The organism is Bradyrhizobium sp. MI1.11, from assembly GCF_055811255.1.
The window spans coordinates 357,036-372,841 of the sequence record NZ_JBVVPM010000001.1 but is presented as its reverse complement, the minus strand read 5'-3'; the positions used below and the strand labels follow the sequence as shown (position 1 = coordinate 372,841).

The following is a 15,806-nucleotide window of genomic DNA, read 5'->3' as shown; positions in this document are numbered from 1 at the left end:
CGCCATTCGGCCGATCGATTCGCCCGGGATCAAAGCCATGAATGTCCCCTCGCTGCCCGCATCCCTCTCCGAGCCGGTGTCCACCGAGGGCGTCATCGCCGCCGGTGCCTATGTCGACGGCCGGCGCGTCGCCAATATCGCCATCAGCGAAGCCTCGAGCTGGCGGGCGAAGCCCGGCCACGTGGTCTGGATCGGGCTGCACGAGCCCGACATGGCGCTGCTCAGCGCGGTGCAGAAGCAGTTCGACCTGCACGAGCTCGCCATCGAGGACGCCAACCATGCCCATCAGCGACCGAAGATCGAGCAATATGGTGAGGCCCTGTTCATCGTGGCGCGCACGGCGCAACTGATCGAGGGCCGGATCGCCTTCGGCGAGACGCACATCTTCGTCGGCGAAGGCTATCTGGTCTCGGTGCGCCACGGTGCGTCGACGTCCTACACGCCGGTGCGCGAACGCTGCGAAAGCTGCCCGCGAGCGCTCGCGCGCGGCGAGGACTACATCCTCTACGCCATTCTCGATTTCATCGTCGACAACTACTCGCCCGTGCTCGAGAGCATTCACGAAGAGGTCGAGAGCATCGAGGATGACGTGCTCTCCAAGGCGATCAGCAAGGCGCAGATCGAGCGGCTCTATATGCTGCGCCGCGACCTTTTGCGGCTCCGGACCGCGATCGGCCCTCTGGTCGAGGTCTGCCGCCGGCTCGAGCATGACGAGCTGGCGATGGTGCGCGCGACGATGCAGCCGCTGTTCCGCGACGTCACCGACCACGTCAGGAACATCCAGGAGCGGATCGATTCGATGCGCGAGGTGCTGGCCTTCGCCTTCGAAGCGAGCCTGCTGGTCGGCCAGGCCCAGGAGACGGCGGTCTCCAAGAAACTTGCCTCCTGGCTCGCGATCATCGCGATCCCGACCGCACTTGCCGGCATCTACGGCATGAACTTCAAGCACATGCCGGAGCTGGACTGGGAGTACGGCTACTACATGCTGCTCGGCGTGATGCTGGTCTCGTGCGGGGCGCTGTACTGGCGTTTTCGTCGGGTCGGGTGGCTGTGAGCCATCCCGTTCACCCGATCAGCTCGACCCGATAATTCTCGATCACGGTGTTCGCCAGCAGCTTGTCGGCGGCGTCCTTCAACGCCGCCTCCGCCTTGGCCTTGTCCGCGCCCGCGAGCTCGATATCGAAAACCTTGCCCTGGCGAACGCTGGCGACGCCGTCGACGCCGAGCGACTTCAACGCACCCTCGATCGCCTTGCCCTGCGGATCGAGGATGCCCGTTTTCAACGTCACGGTAACACGTGCCTTCACGTCAGATCCCTCTTAGCTCTTCACCAGCACCGGGCCGGAGCCCGCCGGACGCTCGTTCTCCATGAGAATGCCGAGACGCTTGGCGACTTCGGTATAGGCCTCGAGCAGCCCACCGAGATCCCTGCGGAAACGGTCCTTGTCGAGCTTCTCGTTCGACTTGATGTCCCACAGACGGCAGCTATCCGGCGAGATCTCGTCGGCGACGATGATCCGCATCATGTCGTTCTCGAACAGTCGGCCGCACTCCATCTTGAAGTCGACGAGGCGGATGCCGATGCCGAGGAAGAGACCGGTGAGGAAGTCGTTGACACGGATGGCAAGCGCCATGATGTCGTCGATCTCCTGCGGTGTCGCCCAGCCGAAAGCGGTGATGTGCTCTTCCGACACCATGGGGTCGTTGAGCTGGTCGTTCTTGTAGTAGAACTCGATGATCGAACGGGGCAGCTGCGTGCCCTCCTCGATGCCGAGGCGCTGCGACAGCGAACCGGCGGCAACGTTCCGCACCACCACTTCGAGCGGCACGATCTCGACTTCGCGAATCAACTGCTCGCGCATGTTGAGGCGGCGGATGAAATGGGTCGGCACCCCGATGTCGTTGAGGTGCTGAAACAGGTACTCCGAGATCCGGTTGTTGAGGACACCCTTGCCCTCGATCACCTGATGCTTTTTCGCATTGAACGCGGTGGCGTCGTCCTTGAAGTGCTGGATCAGGGTACCGGGCTCCGGGCCTTCGTAAAGAACCTTTGCCTTGCCTTCATAAATGCGACGCCGACGGCTCATGGGGATGTACCGTGTTTTGTTGAAATCCATGTATCTGGTGTGCTCCGGTTGACGAGACTACGACCCACAGCGGAGCTGCCGTGAACGGCCCGGAACCCCTAGAAACAGAACGGGAACCCAGCCTTAGGCAACCTATCCGATTGGCTGTCCCAGCACAATCGATCCGGCCGTCCGGCATCAAACTTATACCGTCTTGCCTGCGGCTTAACGGCTCGTTGTTTTGCCGATTCGTGCCCCCTATCTAGGCATGCACCGGGGCTCTCGCAACGAGGGCCGGCCAGGTCCAGTCAGCAGGGAATTGGAAAAGGCATGAGCACGTTGGACAAGCGCGAGGAAGGCTTCGAGAAGAAGTTCGCCCTCGACGAGGAGCAGAAATTCAAGGCGGAAGCCCGCCGCAACCGCCTGCTCGGGCTGTGGGCGGCCGAAAAGCTCGGCATTACCGGCGATGCCGCCACGGCCTATGCCAAGGAGGTGGTCGCGGCCGATTTCGAGGAAGCCGGTGACGCCGACGTCCTGCGCAAGGTCATGGCCGATTTCGCCGCGAAGAACGTCGCCATCACCGAACAGGCGATTCGGGCCAAGATGAACGAGTTGATCGCGGTGGCGGCGGCCGAGGTGAAGGCCGGGAAATAAGGCGAAAGCGGCATCCGCACGCACTGTCGTTCCGGGGCGGTCCGCAGGACCGAACCCGGAATCTCGAGATTCCGGATCGCCGCTATCGCGGCGTCCGGAATGACGGAGGGATCGATCACCCCTCCTTGAATCCATACTCCGGCACGTTGCCGCTGGCGCCGTAATATTTATACGGCAGGAATTTGCCGCTCATGGTGATCTTGACGCGGTCGCCCTTCGGATTGGGCAGGCGCTCCATCACCATGTCGAAATCGATCGCCGACATGATGCCGTCGCCGTACTCCTCCTCGATCAGCGCCTTCCAGGCCGGACCGTTGACCATGACCAGCTCGTAGAAGCGATAGATCAAGGGATCGGTCGGCGGCATCGGCATGCCGCGCATCGGCGTCTCGTTCAGCATCGTGGTCTCGGCCTTCGTCAGGCCGAACAGTTCAGCGGCGTTCGCGGCCTGCGGCTTGGTCAATTTCATTTGGCCGAGGATCGCGCCTGTTATCAGCACCTCGGAATAGCCGCCGATCTGCTCGCAGATATATTTCCAGGTCCAGCCCTTCTCGCGCTTGATGTCGAGCAGCTTCTCGGTGAGGTCTTCGCGTTTCATGTGAGGGTCTCCTTTTTCAAGCAGTCAGCCCGGGACTCGTCCCGGGTATCCAGGTCTGTCGTTGCTCGTCGCCACCGGACGCGACGGTCAGTCCGGGCTTGCCGATACGCACCACCGGCACGTTGCGCGGATCGTGACCGGGCGTCTCGACGGCAAAGGTCTTGCTGCGCGTCACCAGGAAATCGACGATGTGGTTGCGCAGCGCGTAGTACAGCGGATGGCGGTGCAGATCGGTGCGGCCGCGGTCCCTCGGCAACGGGTTCTCGACCACTTCGGCCAGCACCGCGCCGGGTCCGTTGGTCATGAGAAAAATCTTGTCGGCGAGGTAAATCGCCTCGTCGACGTCATGGGTGATCATGAACGCGGTCTGCCCTGTCTCGAGGCAAATCCGCCGCACCTCGTCCTGGAGCGTGCCGCGCGTCAGCGCGTCCAGTGCCGAGAACGGCTCGTCCATCAGCATCATCTTTGGCGTGATGGAGAGCGCACGCGCGATGCCGACGCGCTGCTTCATGCCGCCGGAAAGCTCGGAAGGTCGCTTGTGTTCCGAACCCGTCAGGCCGACGAGATCGATAAAAGTCTGCGCATGCGCCTTCACCTTGGCGCGATCCCAGCTCCGCCATTTCGAGCTCACGGCGTAGGCAACGTTGCCGAGCACGGTGCGCCAGGGCAGCAGCGCGTGGCTCTGGAAGATCACGGCGCGATCGAGGCTCGTCCCTGAGATGGCCTGCCCGTCAACGATCACCGCGCCCTCGCTCGGCGCATCGAGGCCGGCGAGGATGTTGAGCACCGTGGTCTTGCCGCAGCCGGAATGGCCGATCACGCAGCAGAACTCGCCACGCGCCATCGACAGCCAGAGATTCTCGAAGACCGCCGTCGTCGCGCCGTCCGCGCCCGGATAGCGCTTTGCGATGGCTTCGATGGAGATGAATTTTTCGGTCACGGCCCTACTCCGGAAACGTGACCATGCGCGTGAAACGCGCAAGGATTTGGTCGAGCAGCATGCCGACGACCCCGATCAGCAGGATCGCGATGATGACGTTGGTGATCGAGAGGTTGTTCCACTCGTTCCAGACGAAATAGCCAATGCCGGTGCCGCCGACCAGCATTTCGGCCGCAACGATCACCAGCCACGCAATGCCGATCGAGATGCGCATGCCGGTCAGGATCGTCGGTGCCGCTGCCGGCAGGATGACCGTGAAGGCGCGCCTGATCGTTCCGACCTCGAGCGTTCGCGCGACGTTGATCCATTCCTTGCGTACGCTCGCGACCCCGAACACGGTGTTGAGCAGCATCGGCCAGATCGAGCAGATGAAGATGACGAAGATCGCGGAGATCGAGGAATCCTTGATGGTGTAGAGCGCGAGCGGCATCCACGCGAGCGGGGAGATCGGCTTCAGCACCTGGATGAAGGGATCGAGCGCCTGACTGAGCAGCGGCGACATGCCGATCAGGAAGCCGAGCGGGATGGCGACGAGCACGGCAAGCAGATAGCCGGTGCCGACGCGCGCGATCGAGTAGCCGAGCTGGATGCCGAGCCCCTTGTCGTTCGGCCCGTTGTCGTAGAACGGCCTCCTCACATGCTCCCAGAGTTTTGCGCCGACATCGAGCGGCCCGGGCATGGCAGATTTGCCCTGGGTCGCGGTCAGGCCCATCAGCTTGGCGTATTCCGCGCTCATCGTGGCCACCGGCGCCGTCGAGCGCACGGCGAGATGCCAGACGCCCAGGAAGGCGGCGAGCAGCACGATCGAGACCAGGCCGGCGCGGATACGGAGGGAGGCGGTGGTCATCTCCCTCTCCCCGTTCTTACGGGGAGAGGGTCGGGGTGAGGGGCATGCTTCCACATATTCGGTGAGAGACGAACTCGCGGAGAGGCCCCCTCACCCGGATTGCATCTAACGAAGCAATCCGATCTCTCCCCGCAAGCGGGGCGAGGTGAAAAGAGAGCGCGGCCCCTCACGACGCCTTCCTGATCTTGAAGCCCGCCAAATAATCCTCGGGCTTGGCCGGATCGAAAGTCTTGCCCATCACCGCGAACGATTTGTAGCTGCCGGCCGGCGGCGCCAGGCCCATCTCGGTCATCAGCTTCCTGGTGTCGGTGGCGAGATAGACCTGCTCGGCGACCGCCTTGTAGTCGACGTCGCCCTTGATCTGGCCCCAGCGCTTCATCTGCGTCAGCATCCACACCGCGAAGGACTGCCAGGGGAACGGGTCGAAATCGACGCGCTTTTCATCCGTCTTCACGCCGCCGAGGCCGTCGGCATAGGTGCCGGTCAAGACCTGTTCCAGCACCGTGACCGGCGCGTTGATGTAGTTCGCCGGCGCGATGGCTTCCGCGATCTGCTTGCGGTTCTCCGCCTTCGACGCATAGGCCGTGGCATCGACGATCGCGCGCGTCAGCGCGGCAAAGCTGTTCGGCGCCGTCGTGATGAACTCGCGGCTGGCCGCGAAGCTGCAGCAGGGATGGCCGTCCCAGATTTCCTTGGACAAGAGATGCATGAAGCCGACGCCGTCATAGATCGCGCGCTGGCAGATATTGTCGGGCGCGAGGAAGCCGTCGATGTTGTCGGCGCGCAGGTTTGCCACCATTTCCGGCGGCGGTACCGAACGCAGCTGCACATCGGTGTCGGGGTCGATCCCGTGTTCGGCGAGATAGTAGCGCAGCAGATAATTGTGCATGGAATAGTCGAAGGGGATGGCGAATTTCATGCCCTTCCAATCCTTCGGGTCGCGCTTGTCCTTGTGCTTGCTCGCCAGCACGATGCCCTGCCCGTTGATGTTCTCGATCGCGGGCACGGCAAACGGAATCGCGTTGGCACCTAGGCCAAGCGAGATCGCGAGCGGCATCGGCGCCAGCATGTGCGCGGCGTCGTATTCCTTGTTGATGGTCTTGTCGCGGATCACGGCCCAGCCGGCGGTCTTGACCACGTCGACGTTGAGGCCGTGCTTGGCATAGAAGCCCAGCGGCGCCGCCATGATGATTGGCGTGGCGCAGGTGATCGGGATGAAGCCGACCTTGAGATCCTTCTTTTCCGGCGTGCCGGCCTGCGCAAAAACCTCGGTCGCGGTCTGAAGCGGGAAGAACTGCGACAGCGCGGCCAGCGCGGTGGAGGCCCCGACCGACTTCAGGAATGCTCGCCGCGCCACGTCCTGCGGAAACATCGCGCGCATCACGGCAGAGGCGACCACGCCCTCATAGCGCTTCTCCTCGCTCTCGACGGGATCACAGCGCAACGCGGTGGCCTGCTCATGCTCCGCCGCGGATTGATGCTGACCACAGGCACAGCCGGCTCGCAGGTTGCGATTGGGATCAAACGGATTGTCGAAAGTGGACATCGGACCTCCTGCGCGTCGTTGCGAGGAGAATTACGCAAGGAGCATGCCACCACCTTCGCGCCCACCAGTGCCTTGATGACGCAGCACTTTCGCCTGCACTTGGTCATTACGAAAATTCGTGATAAACGAGATTTCGTAGTTGAATAACGAGATTTCGTAATGGCAACGACGCCAATGCTCGCCCACGACGACGTGGCCCCGACCATCGATCCGCGCGTCGCGGCTTTCGAATCCTCGGTCGAAGCGACGCTGCTGATCGACCCCTTCGGCGACCTGATCGTCGATGCCAATCCCGCCGCCTGCGCCCTGATCGGCTACGACCGCGCGCTGCTGCGCCAGACCAGGCCGAGCACGCTGCATGCCGGCGAACTTCCGGCGCTGACCGTGTTCACCCAGGCCGTGCTGCACAAGGGCGCCTACTGGACCACGGCGCTGAACCCGCGCCATGCCACCGGGCAGAATCTCCGGCTCGAATATGCCGGCTGCGTCCTGCCCCATGACGGGCGCACGCTGGTCCAGCTCACCCTGACCGATCTCGAAGCACGCCGCCGCCGCAATGTCGATGCCGCCGCTGAAGACCACATGCGCAGCGGCATCTCGACCTGGCAGCGGGTCGAGCGCGTGTTCCAGGACATCGAGCGCGAGAACCAACTGATCCTGCGCGCCGCCGGCGAAGGCATTTACGGCGTCAACGCGGAAGGAAAGACCACCTTCGTGAACCCCGCCGCCGAGCGGATGCTGGGCTGGACTGCCGAGGAGCTGGTCGGCAAGGAAATCCATCCCATCATGCACCACACCCACCATGACGGGCGGCACTATCACAACCATGATTGCCCGATCTACGCGGCGTTCCGCGACGGCGCCGTGCACCAGGTCGATGGCGAGGTATTCTGGCGCAAGGACGGCTCGCCGGCCTGGGTCGAATACACCTCCACGCCGATCCGCGATCGCGGCGTGGTGGTCGGTGCCGTCGTGGTGTTTCGCGACGTCAGCCAGCGCCGCGAGGCCGACGAGAAGCTGCACGCCGCGCTCGCCGAAGTCGATCGCCTGCGCGAACGTCTCGAGCTCGAAAACGCCTATCTCCAGGAAGAAATCCGCATCGAGACCAATCCGCGCGGCATCATCGGTGGCAGCGAGGCGATCCAGACGACGCTGCGCCAGGTCAAGCTGGTGGCGCCGACCAGCGCGGCGGTAATGATCACCGGGGAATCCGGCACCGGCAAGGAGCTGATCGCGCGCGCCATTCACGAGGATTCCACCCGCAGCGACCGGCCGCTGATCCGCGTCAATTGCGCCGCGATCCCGCGCGAATTGTTCGAAAGCGAATTCTTCGGCCATGTCCGCGGCGCCTTCACCGGCGCGACGCGCGACCGCATCGGCCGCTTCGAGCTCGCCGATGGCGGCACGCTGTTCCTCGACGAGGTCGGCGAGATTCCACTCGAATTGCAAGGCAAGCTGCTGCGCGTGTTGCAGGAGGGCAATTTCGAGCGCGTCGGCCAGGAGCGCACCCGCGCGGTCGACGTCCGCGTCATCGCCGCGACCAACCGCGACCTCAAGCAGGAGGTGCAGCGCGGCCGTTTTCGCGAGGACCTCTATTTCCGGCTCAACGTGTTTCCGATCGAGACGGTGCCCTTACGCGAACGGCGCGAGGACATTGCGCTGCTCGCTCAGCATTTCCTCACCCGCGAGAGCAAGGCGCTGAAATCGAATCTGCGCTTGTCGGAAGGCGATGCGCGGCGGCTGACGCGCTATGACTGGCCGGGCAATGTCCGCGAACTGCAGAACGTGATCGAGCGCGCCGCGATCCTGTCGCAGAACGGCCGTTTGCGGATCGATCTGCCCGACCCCTCGGGCACGCAGGCCCCGGTTGGCGCCACGCGGCAGAAGGCTGACGCACGGCCCGCTGTGATGACGTCATCCGAAATGCGCGATCACGAGCGCGCCAACATCCTGGCCGCGCTCGAGGGCTGCGCCGGAAAAGTGTTCGGCCCCGGTGGCGCGGCCGAGATGCTGGATATCAAGCCGACCACGCTGGCCTCGCGGATCAAGGCGCTGGGAATCGCGCCCCGTCCGCGTGCCCTCGGTTAGCGGCGATCACGCCGCCTTGGTCGTCACCTCCGATGCGATCGGCAATCCCTGCTCGATCGGCAGCGACGGATCGCGCGACCATTCGTTCCAGGAGCCGAAATACATCCGCACGTCCTTCACGCCGGCGTTTTTCAGCGCCAGGAATGTGTTCGAGGCGCGCGCTCCCTTGAAGCAGTAGAGATAGACCGGCGTGGAGGGCGAGATGCCGACAGTGGCGCATTCCGCTAGGATCTCGTCCTTGGACTTGAAGCGCGGGCCCTCAGCGGTCGGTTTCATCATGCGATACCATTCCAGCCACACCGCGCCGGGGATGCGACCCTTGCGCGGGCAGTAATCCTTCCCATACGGAGACGAGCTGTCGCCGATCCATTCGTCGACGTCGCGCACGTCGAGAATGGCGACGCCCGGCTTGCCGACCGCCGCCAGCATGGTCTTGGCGTCGATCAGGATATCGCCCGCTTCAGGCACGATTCCGAACGACGCCTTCGCCGGCGCCGGCACATCCTTCGTCACCGGAAGACCTGCGGCCGCCCAGGCATCGAAGCCGCCATGCAGCACCTTGATCTTGGGATAGCCGAGCATGGTGAGCAGGTAGTAGCCGCGGCAGGACTGGCCGAAGCCGGAGTTCATCGACTGCTCGTAGATCACGGCGGTCTCCTTGCCGGACAGGCCCGCGCCGCCAAAGGCGTCGGCGAACTTGGTCTTCAGCTCGGCCATGCCCTCCGGCGTCGAGGTCGCAAGAAACGTGAATATCTCATGCACGTTCACGGCGTTGGGAAGGTGCCCGGCGCCATAGGCGTCGGGGTTGCGGGTGTCGATTACGACACAGGGCTCGGTCTTCAAGAGATCGGCAAGTTCGCTGGCAGAGATCAGAACGTCCGTCATTGGCAGCCTCTCCGTTGAGGTTAGATGGTGGGTGGGCTCGTAAAACTCAGGAATCGGCAAGCATCTTGCGCAACTGCTTGGTGGCAGGCGTGACGATCGCGACGAAATAGGCCTCGCGCAGGCGGCGCTGCGCGCGGTGGGACTTGAGGTAGCCGCGCGCGCCACAATGCAGCATCGCCGCATGCGCCGCCGCGACGCTGGCCTCGCCGGCGCGAAGCCTGAGCGCGATCACCTTGCGCCAGTAGGTCTCCTCTTCATTGTAGGGATCGCGCGCCAGCGCCATGGTCTCGGCCTCGAGCTCGGCGGCGAGATCGCGGAAGTGCACCGGCTGTTGCGGCAAATAGCGGTTGATGTGGCCGAGCGGGTTGTCGACCTCGTCCATGATGTTGATGCAGTCCTTGATGAGCCCGAGCGCCATGCCGGCCTGCAGCAGGATGAACCCGGCGCGGATCTTCTTGACGAACGGCGCGGCGGGATCGGCTAGGATCAGCTCGTCAGGCACGAAGGCGTCACGGAACTGCACGCCATAGGTGCCGGTGCCGTCCATGGCGAGGAACGGCTTGCATGGCGTCAGCGAGATCGCGGGATCGGCGCAGTCGGCCAGGAACATGACAGTGCCCGGCTCGTCCTCGCGCTCGAAGATGGTACCGAAATAATGGTCGGGTCCGAGATTGGAGACCCAGGGCAGCGCGCCGCGCACGATGTAGCCGCCGTCGACCTTGCGCCCCTTCAGCTTGAGCTTTTCGATGCCGAAAAAGCTCTTCATCGGATTGGAGAGCCCGGTGCCGCCGAGCACGCGGCCGGTCGAGAACGCATCGCCGAAGCGCTTTGCCAGCTTCATGTTGGTCGAGTTGGCGGCGTACCAGACCAGCGTGTTCTGGCACCACGCCATGAAGGCGGTGCTGCCGCAGACCTCGCCGATCGCCGACATCGCCTGGATGGCACAGCGCAAATCGGCGGGACCTTCGTGGGGCATGTGACTGCCCCAGGCACCGACCTCGCCAAGTTTGCGCAGCACTTCGGCCGGATAGACCGAGCCGTCGTCGATGCCGGCGGCGAGCGGCGCGAGCTGCTCCCGCGCGATTCGCGCCACCTCTCCTGCAATGGACGGTGCGGGCTGATCCAAAACTTCGGTCCGTGATAAAGCCAGTGAACCCATGATCGTCTCCGCACCTTGTCCTGTTGCCGTCAGCTCAGATGCCGACCTCGAGATTGACCGGGCGGGTGAAGGTGTTGGCGACCGGCGACCATTGCTTCACATGGGCCACCAGCGCATTGATCTCGTCCGGCGAGATCCCCTCACATTCCATGTCGACCTTGACGCGGACGTCGGTGAAGCCGACCGGCTTGTCCGACATGTCGCCGGTGCCCCACACCGCGGTAATGTTGAGGTCACCCTCGAGCTCGAGCTCGAGCTTGTTGACGATCCAGCCGCGATGCACGGCGTTGGCGTGCAGGCCGACGGCAAGGCAGGAGCCGAGCGCGGCCAGCGAGGCTTCGGACGGATTGGGCGCAGTGTCGTCGCCCAGAAGCCCCGGCGGCTCGTCGACGATGTAGGGCGGCAAATTGCGGATGTAGTTGGCATGGCGGAATTTTCCTTCCGCGACCGTCTTGCACTTCAAGGTCTTGATGACCTTCGGATTGGCCTTGCCGTTGGCGATCAGTTGCTCGAGGCCGTTCTTGTCGATGGGCGCGAGGCAACCCGTCAGCACTGTCTTCTGAACGACGGCAGTCATCATCTTCTCCCTGGCAGAAGTGGAAATCGGCAGGATACCGAACGGTCTGTTTCCTTGCATGGAGCGTGCCAGACCAGGCCAAAATCAAAAGGCCAAGCATTGGAGCCGCTTAGCGAACGCTGCCTGCGGATTGATCAGCCGCCGTTTGCTCAAAGGCGATGCAGACCGGCTTTCCCGTGCGAATCTTTTCAGCGCGGACAGATGCGGCTTGCTGATGCAGCGCGGCTGCGGGTAAGTTTGGACTCATGGCCAAGCCCTCACCGAACAAGACGTCTAAGCAGAAGCCTCATTCGCCGCACGGCGGCACCAGCGAAGACGAGTCCGCGCGCGGGCGCCTGCTCAACGCGGCGACGCATCTGTTCTGCAAGAACGGTATCAACGCCACTGGCATCGACGCGATCATCGCGGAAGCCGGCACCGCGAAGACCACGCTCTATAAATTGTTCGGCTCCAAGACCAATCTCGTCAACGCGGTGCTGGAGAGCGAAGGCAAGCAGTGGCGCGAATGGTTCATCGGCGCCATGGAGGAAGGCGGCGGCGATGCGCAAGCCAAACTCACGCGCATCTTCCCGGCCCTGAAGAGCTGGTTCGCCGAAGAGCGCTTCTACGGCTGCCCCTTCATCAACGCGGTCGGCGAGCACGACAAGGACGCCAAGCAGTTCCGCAACATCGCGCTGAAGCACAAGAAGATCGTGCTCGGCCATATCGAGAAGCTCGCCGGCGAGCTCGGATCGAACGAACCCATCGTGCTCGCGCACCAGCTCGGCCTGTTGATCGACGGCGCGATCGTCGCGGCGATGGTGTCGCGCGATCCGGGTGTGGCGGATACGGCGGCGCTGACGGCAGGTCCCCTGCTCAGCCAGTCCAAGGCAAAGAAGAAGCGCGCGGCGGATCAGCTCGAGGCGGTGTGATCGCTCCCATCCCGTAGCCCGCATGAGCGCAGCGACATGCGGGACGACCGTCCCCGGATGTCGCGTCGCTCATCCGGGCTACAGCACTCGCAGCCGCTCGCGCGGTAACGCAGCAATGAACCGCCTGATCGCCCCCAGCACCGGTCCCTGATCGCCTGCAAAGAACCAGTGATCATGGCCGTCGAGCTCGACGAATTGCGCACCTTTGATCCGGCTCGCGAGATCGCGGCCGGCCGCAATCCGTACGGCCTTGTCGTCCCGACGATGCAGCACCAATGTCGGCATGGCAATCTGCGGCAAAAGCTGCCGCACGTCGGCGTCGCGAAACGCCTCGAGCACGGCCGAGATGCCGCCGGGACTGGAGGCCGCGCGCAATAGCCCCGCCCACCAGGCGCGGGCCTGGGGATCGCCGGCAAGGCTGGGCGCGAAGGTTTCAATCTCTACCGGTCCTCCCCATTGCGCAATGAGGTGCTTGCTCCAGGCGTCGTACTGGCTGGCGCGCAACGCGTGCGGATAGTCCTGCGACCAGCAGCCCTTGGCCAATGCACCGAACAGAATGAGTCCGGCCACGAGACGCGGCTCATCGACCGCAAATTTGATGCAGGCTGGCCCGCACTCGGATGCGCCGAACAGCACGACACGGCGCGAATCCGTCGCCCGCAACACGGTACCGATATCCTCCGCGGTGACATCGATACCGGGGGCCGATCCAACCCGGTCCGACAGCCCGATGCCGCGACGATCGAACACGATCAGGCGCCCAAGCTTCATCAGTGAGGCCAGAAACCTCCGGCTCGCGGGATGCTCCCAGGCGCGTTCCACATGCGACACGAAGCCCGGCATGACCAGGATGTCGACCGGACCGCTGCCATAGGTCTGATACGCCAGATGCACGCCGGCGCCCTTGACATAGCGCGTCGCTGGAATCGCATGTGCCGCCGCAGGACTCATTAGCGCCTCGGTCTCGGCTTCGGGCGCAACACCAAGCTCGTCACGCAGCCGCTGCGTCAGTGCCGCGTGGTGCCGCTCTGCCGCGCTGCGGTCGCCCGCCAGCAGCAGGCTGCGGATCAGATGCCGGCCGTAGACCTCGCTCAAAGGATCGAGCTCGGCCAGACGGGTCGCATGTGCGGTCGCGGCAAAGTAGTCTCCGGCAGCAGTCTTGTCCTGCACCAGACGCTCCAGCGCGTGAACGAGACGTCCGCGCAGCGCCTCGCGGCGAAAGAACGCCCAGTCGTCGAATTCCGGACAGTCCTCCGGCGAGAAGCCTGCGAGGAAATCTCCCCGATAAATCTGGCAGGCCTGGTCAAAGTCACCGCGATCGCAGGCGCTCTCGAACAGATGTGCATCGACTTGCAGCGCGACTGCCGGAGACCACCGCAGACTGGTCCGATCGGTCTCGAACACCTGCTGACCGAGCGTCAGCTCGATGCGGTGAAGCAGCCGCCGCAATCGCGCAAGGCCGGTCTCGCGGTCGGCCTCCGGCCACAGCAGCGTGGCCACCACGTCGCGGGCCGCAGCGCCCTTGGCTTCCGCGAGATAGACCAGCAGCGCGAGGCCCTTGCGCAGGGCCAACTTAATCGGGCGGCCGTCGGCGTGGACCTCCGGGAACCCGAACGTCCCCAGCGAAAAAACCGTCATGAAAGTCCTCCCTCCCCTCGCGGCGCCCCCGGGGGACGCACAGGGGACGGTCCAGCGATAGCAGTCGGGGCAGATCGAGCCTGCTCGCCGGCGAGCAACTCAGGCTCCTGCATGCGGCACGGCTGCATCAGGCACAATAGGAAAAAACATGATCTCGCGCCTCCTGATCCTGCTCTACGCCATCGTGAGCTACGTCATCTTCACGGTCTCATTTCTCTATGCGCTCGGTTTCGTCGGCAATTATGTCGTGCCCAAGTCGATTGATAAGTCGATCGACATGCCGATCGGCGTCGGCAGCCCGACGGACCTGAGCGTGGCCATCGTCGTCAACTTGCTGCTGATGAGCCTGTTTGCAATCCAGCACAGCGTCATGGCGCGCCCGGGCTTCAAGCGATGGCTGGTCAAATTCCTCCCCGCAGCCTGCCAGCGCAGCACCTATGTGCTGCTCTCCAGCCTGATCTTGCTGCTGCTGTTTTGGCAGTGGCGTCCGATCCCCACGCCGGTCTGGCAAACCAGCGGAACAGCGGCCTGGTTGCTGATCGGCGTACATTGGCTCGGCTGGCTGATCGCGTTCGCCTCGACCCACATGATCGATCATTTCGATCTGTTCGGCCTGCGCCAGGCCTTCGTTGCGTTCCGCGGGAGCGCGATACCAGGTCAATCGTTCAGGACGCCGCTGCTCTACAAGATCGTGCGGCATCCCATCATGCTCGGCTTCCTGCTCGCGTTCTGGGCCACGCCCGAGATGACCATTGGCCACCTTCTGTTTGCGCTCGCAAACACCGCCTACATCCTGGCCGCGCTTCAGTTCGAGGAGCGCGACCTGATCGCCGAATTCGGCGCCACCTACCAGGACTACCGCCGACACGTTCCCATGCTGCTGCCGCGTCTTTTCGGAGCGCCCCGATGAAAGCGATTCTGTGCACATCGTTCACCGGCCCCGGCGATTTGCGCCTCGGCGAGATCGACGAGCCGAAGCCGGCCGGCGACGAGATCCTGATCGACGTCCATGCGGCCTCTGTCAGCTTCATGGACCAGTTGGTGGTCTCGGGGCTCTACCAGATGCGGCCGCCGACGCCCTTCGTGCCCGGCACGGAAGCGGCCGGTGTGGTCGTCGCGGTCGGCGACGAGGTCACGGCATTCGCTCCCGGCGACCGCGTGGCATGCAGCGCCTGGACCGGCGGCTACGCCGAACGGATGATAGCCAAGGACTCAAAGTGCGTGCGTCTGCCTGGCGACGTCGCGTTCGAGGCCGCGGCGACGGTCCTGCATAATTACGGCACGGCCTATTATGCGCTGGTCGAGCGGGCCCGGGCACAGCGCGGCGAAACGCTGTTCGTCACCGGTGCTGCCGGCGGAGTTGGCCTTGCTGTGGTCGATCTCGGCCGCCATCTCGGCCTGCGCGTCGTCGCCGGTATCGGCTCCGATGACAAGGCCGCCCTGGTTCGCAATTATGGGGCCAGCGACATCGTCAACTATCGCAGTGAGGATCTGCGCGACCGCATCAAGTCGATCACGTCAGGAGAAGGCATCGACATCGGCTTCGACACGATCGGCGGCGCGATTTTCGAGCAGATGGCCCGGCTGGTGAAATGGGGCGGACGGCTGATGCCGATCGGCTTCACCAGCGGCGAAATTCCACAGCTCCCGATGAACCTTCCGCTTCTGAAGAACTATTCCATCCTCGGCGTCTTCGTCGGCGCCTGGGCGGAGAAATTTCCCGCGGACGCCGCGCGTATGAATGCCACGCTGATGCAATTGCTGGCCGGCGGAAAAATCCGCCCGCATATCGATCGCGTCCTCCCTTTGGAGGAGGCCGGCGAAGCCATGCGTGCCGTGGCCAACCGAACGGTTCAGGGGCGAATTGTCCTCAAGATCAGGTAAAGTGCACGGGGAA

The 15,806-nt window shown here is 63.9% G+C and carries 16 protein-coding genes; 6 read left to right on the top strand and 10 right to left on the bottom strand.

The window, feature by feature from the left end; genetic code table 11:
* Nucleotides 1-37: 37 nt before the first annotated feature.
* A complete protein-coding gene (locus tag AC0L30_RS01760; protein WP_007602266.1) occupies nt 38-1,054 on the top strand; it encodes a magnesium and cobalt transport protein CorA in 1,017 nt (338 codons plus the stop codon).
* Nucleotides 1,055-1,064: 10 nt separating this feature from the next.
* Here AC0L30_RS01760 and purS read toward each other — a convergent pair whose 3' ends face one another.
* A complete protein-coding gene (gene purS, locus AC0L30_RS01755) occupies nt 1,065-1,307 on the bottom strand; it encodes a phosphoribosylformylglycinamidine synthase subunit PurS (RefSeq protein ID WP_007602264.1) in 243 nt (80 codons plus the stop codon).
* A 12-nt stretch (nt 1,308-1,319) separates the two neighbouring features.
* Nucleotides 1,320-2,087, bottom strand: a complete 768-nt coding sequence (gene purC / locus AC0L30_RS01750; RefSeq protein WP_171944915.1) for a phosphoribosylaminoimidazolesuccinocarboxamide synthase — start codon at nt 2,085-2,087, stop codon at nt 1,320-1,322.
* Between the two features lie 309 nt (nt 2,088-2,396).
* Between purC and AC0L30_RS01745 the strand changes: the two genes are divergently transcribed.
* On the top strand, nt 2,397-2,720 hold the full coding sequence (locus AC0L30_RS01745; RefSeq protein WP_007602260.1) for a DUF1476 domain-containing protein: 324 nt from the start codon (nt 2,397-2,399) through the stop codon (nt 2,718-2,720).
* A gap of 115 nt (nt 2,721-2,835) precedes the next feature.
* On the opposite strand, the gene cynS is transcribed toward AC0L30_RS01745, so the two are convergent.
* The 4 genes from cynS to AC0L30_RS01725 all read right to left on the bottom strand — a co-directional run bounded on the left by cynS (nt 2,836) and on the right by AC0L30_RS01725 (nt 6,651).
* A complete protein-coding gene (cynS, locus tag AC0L30_RS01740) occupies nt 2,836-3,318 on the bottom strand; it encodes a cyanase (protein WP_007612142.1) in 483 nt (160 codons plus the stop codon).
* A 16-nt stretch (nt 3,319-3,334) separates the two neighbouring features.
* Entirely contained in the window at nt 3,335-4,258 is a 924-nt protein-coding gene (locus AC0L30_RS01735; protein WP_473403680.1) for an ABC transporter ATP-binding protein, read from the bottom strand.
* A gap of 4 nt (nt 4,259-4,262) precedes the next feature.
* Complete coding sequence (gene ntrB, locus AC0L30_RS01730) at nt 4,263-5,105, bottom strand: nitrate ABC transporter permease (RefSeq protein WP_473255825.1); 843 nt, start codon at nt 5,103-5,105, stop codon at nt 4,263-4,265.
* 166 nt (nt 5,106-5,271) lie between these two features.
* Nucleotides 5,272-6,651, bottom strand: a complete 1,380-nt coding sequence (locus tag AC0L30_RS01725) for a CmpA/NrtA family ABC transporter substrate-binding protein (protein ID WP_473255826.1) — start codon at nt 6,649-6,651, stop codon at nt 5,272-5,274.
* A gap of 159 nt (nt 6,652-6,810) precedes the next feature.
* Here AC0L30_RS01725 and AC0L30_RS01720 point away from each other — a divergent pair, with 159 nt between their 5' ends.
* Nucleotides 6,811-8,739: a sigma-54 interaction domain-containing protein gene (locus AC0L30_RS01720; protein ID WP_473403679.1), complete on the top strand. Its 1,929-nt coding sequence runs from the start codon at nt 6,811-6,813 to the stop codon at nt 8,737-8,739.
* A gap of 6 nt (nt 8,740-8,745) precedes the next feature.
* Here the strand turns inward: AC0L30_RS01720 and AC0L30_RS01715 are convergent, their stop codons facing one another.
* The 3 genes from AC0L30_RS01715 to AC0L30_RS01705 are packed head-to-tail and all read right to left on the bottom strand — an operon-like array spanning nt 8,746 to nt 11,360.
* Nucleotides 8,746-9,624, bottom strand: coding sequence for a sulfurtransferase (locus tag AC0L30_RS01715; RefSeq protein WP_007602248.1), 879 nt, complete (start codon nt 9,622-9,624; stop codon nt 8,746-8,748).
* Between the two features lie 46 nt (nt 9,625-9,670).
* Nucleotides 9,671-10,783: an acyl-CoA dehydrogenase family protein gene (locus tag AC0L30_RS01710; protein WP_007602246.1), complete on the bottom strand. Its 1,113-nt coding sequence runs from the start codon at nt 10,781-10,783 to the stop codon at nt 9,671-9,673.
* Nucleotides 10,784-10,817: 34 nt separating this feature from the next.
* The gene (locus AC0L30_RS01705; protein WP_007602244.1) at nt 10,818-11,360 is read right to left on the bottom strand and encodes an OsmC family protein; all 543 of its coding nucleotides are present in this window, start codon (nt 11,358-11,360) and stop codon (nt 10,818-10,820) included.
* A 245-nt stretch (nt 11,361-11,605) separates the two neighbouring features.
* Here AC0L30_RS01705 and AC0L30_RS01700 point away from each other — a divergent pair, with 245 nt between their 5' ends.
* Nucleotides 11,606-12,271, top strand: a complete 666-nt coding sequence (locus tag AC0L30_RS01700; RefSeq protein ID WP_007602242.1) for a TetR/AcrR family transcriptional regulator — start codon at nt 11,606-11,608, stop codon at nt 12,269-12,271.
* 78 nt (nt 12,272-12,349) lie between these two features.
* On the opposite strand, the gene AC0L30_RS01695 is transcribed toward AC0L30_RS01700, so the two are convergent.
* A complete protein-coding gene (locus AC0L30_RS01695) occupies nt 12,350-13,909 on the bottom strand; it encodes a bifunctional AfsR/SARP family transcriptional regulator/alpha/beta hydrolase (RefSeq protein WP_473403678.1) in 1,560 nt (519 codons plus the stop codon).
* A 148-nt stretch (nt 13,910-14,057) separates the two neighbouring features.
* Between AC0L30_RS01695 and mddA the strand changes: the two genes are divergently transcribed.
* Together mddA and AC0L30_RS01685 are read left to right on the top strand one after the other, a co-directional pair.
* Nucleotides 14,058-14,819, top strand: a complete 762-nt coding sequence (gene mddA / locus AC0L30_RS01690; RefSeq protein ID WP_473403677.1) for a methanethiol S-methyltransferase — start codon at nt 14,058-14,060, stop codon at nt 14,817-14,819.
* Complete coding sequence (locus AC0L30_RS01685) at nt 14,816-15,793, top strand: NADPH:quinone oxidoreductase family protein (protein ID WP_354159155.1); 978 nt, start codon at nt 14,816-14,818, stop codon at nt 15,791-15,793. Before mddA ends, AC0L30_RS01685 begins: the two co-directional genes overlap by 4 nt.
* Nucleotides 15,794-15,806: the final 13 nt, after the last annotated feature.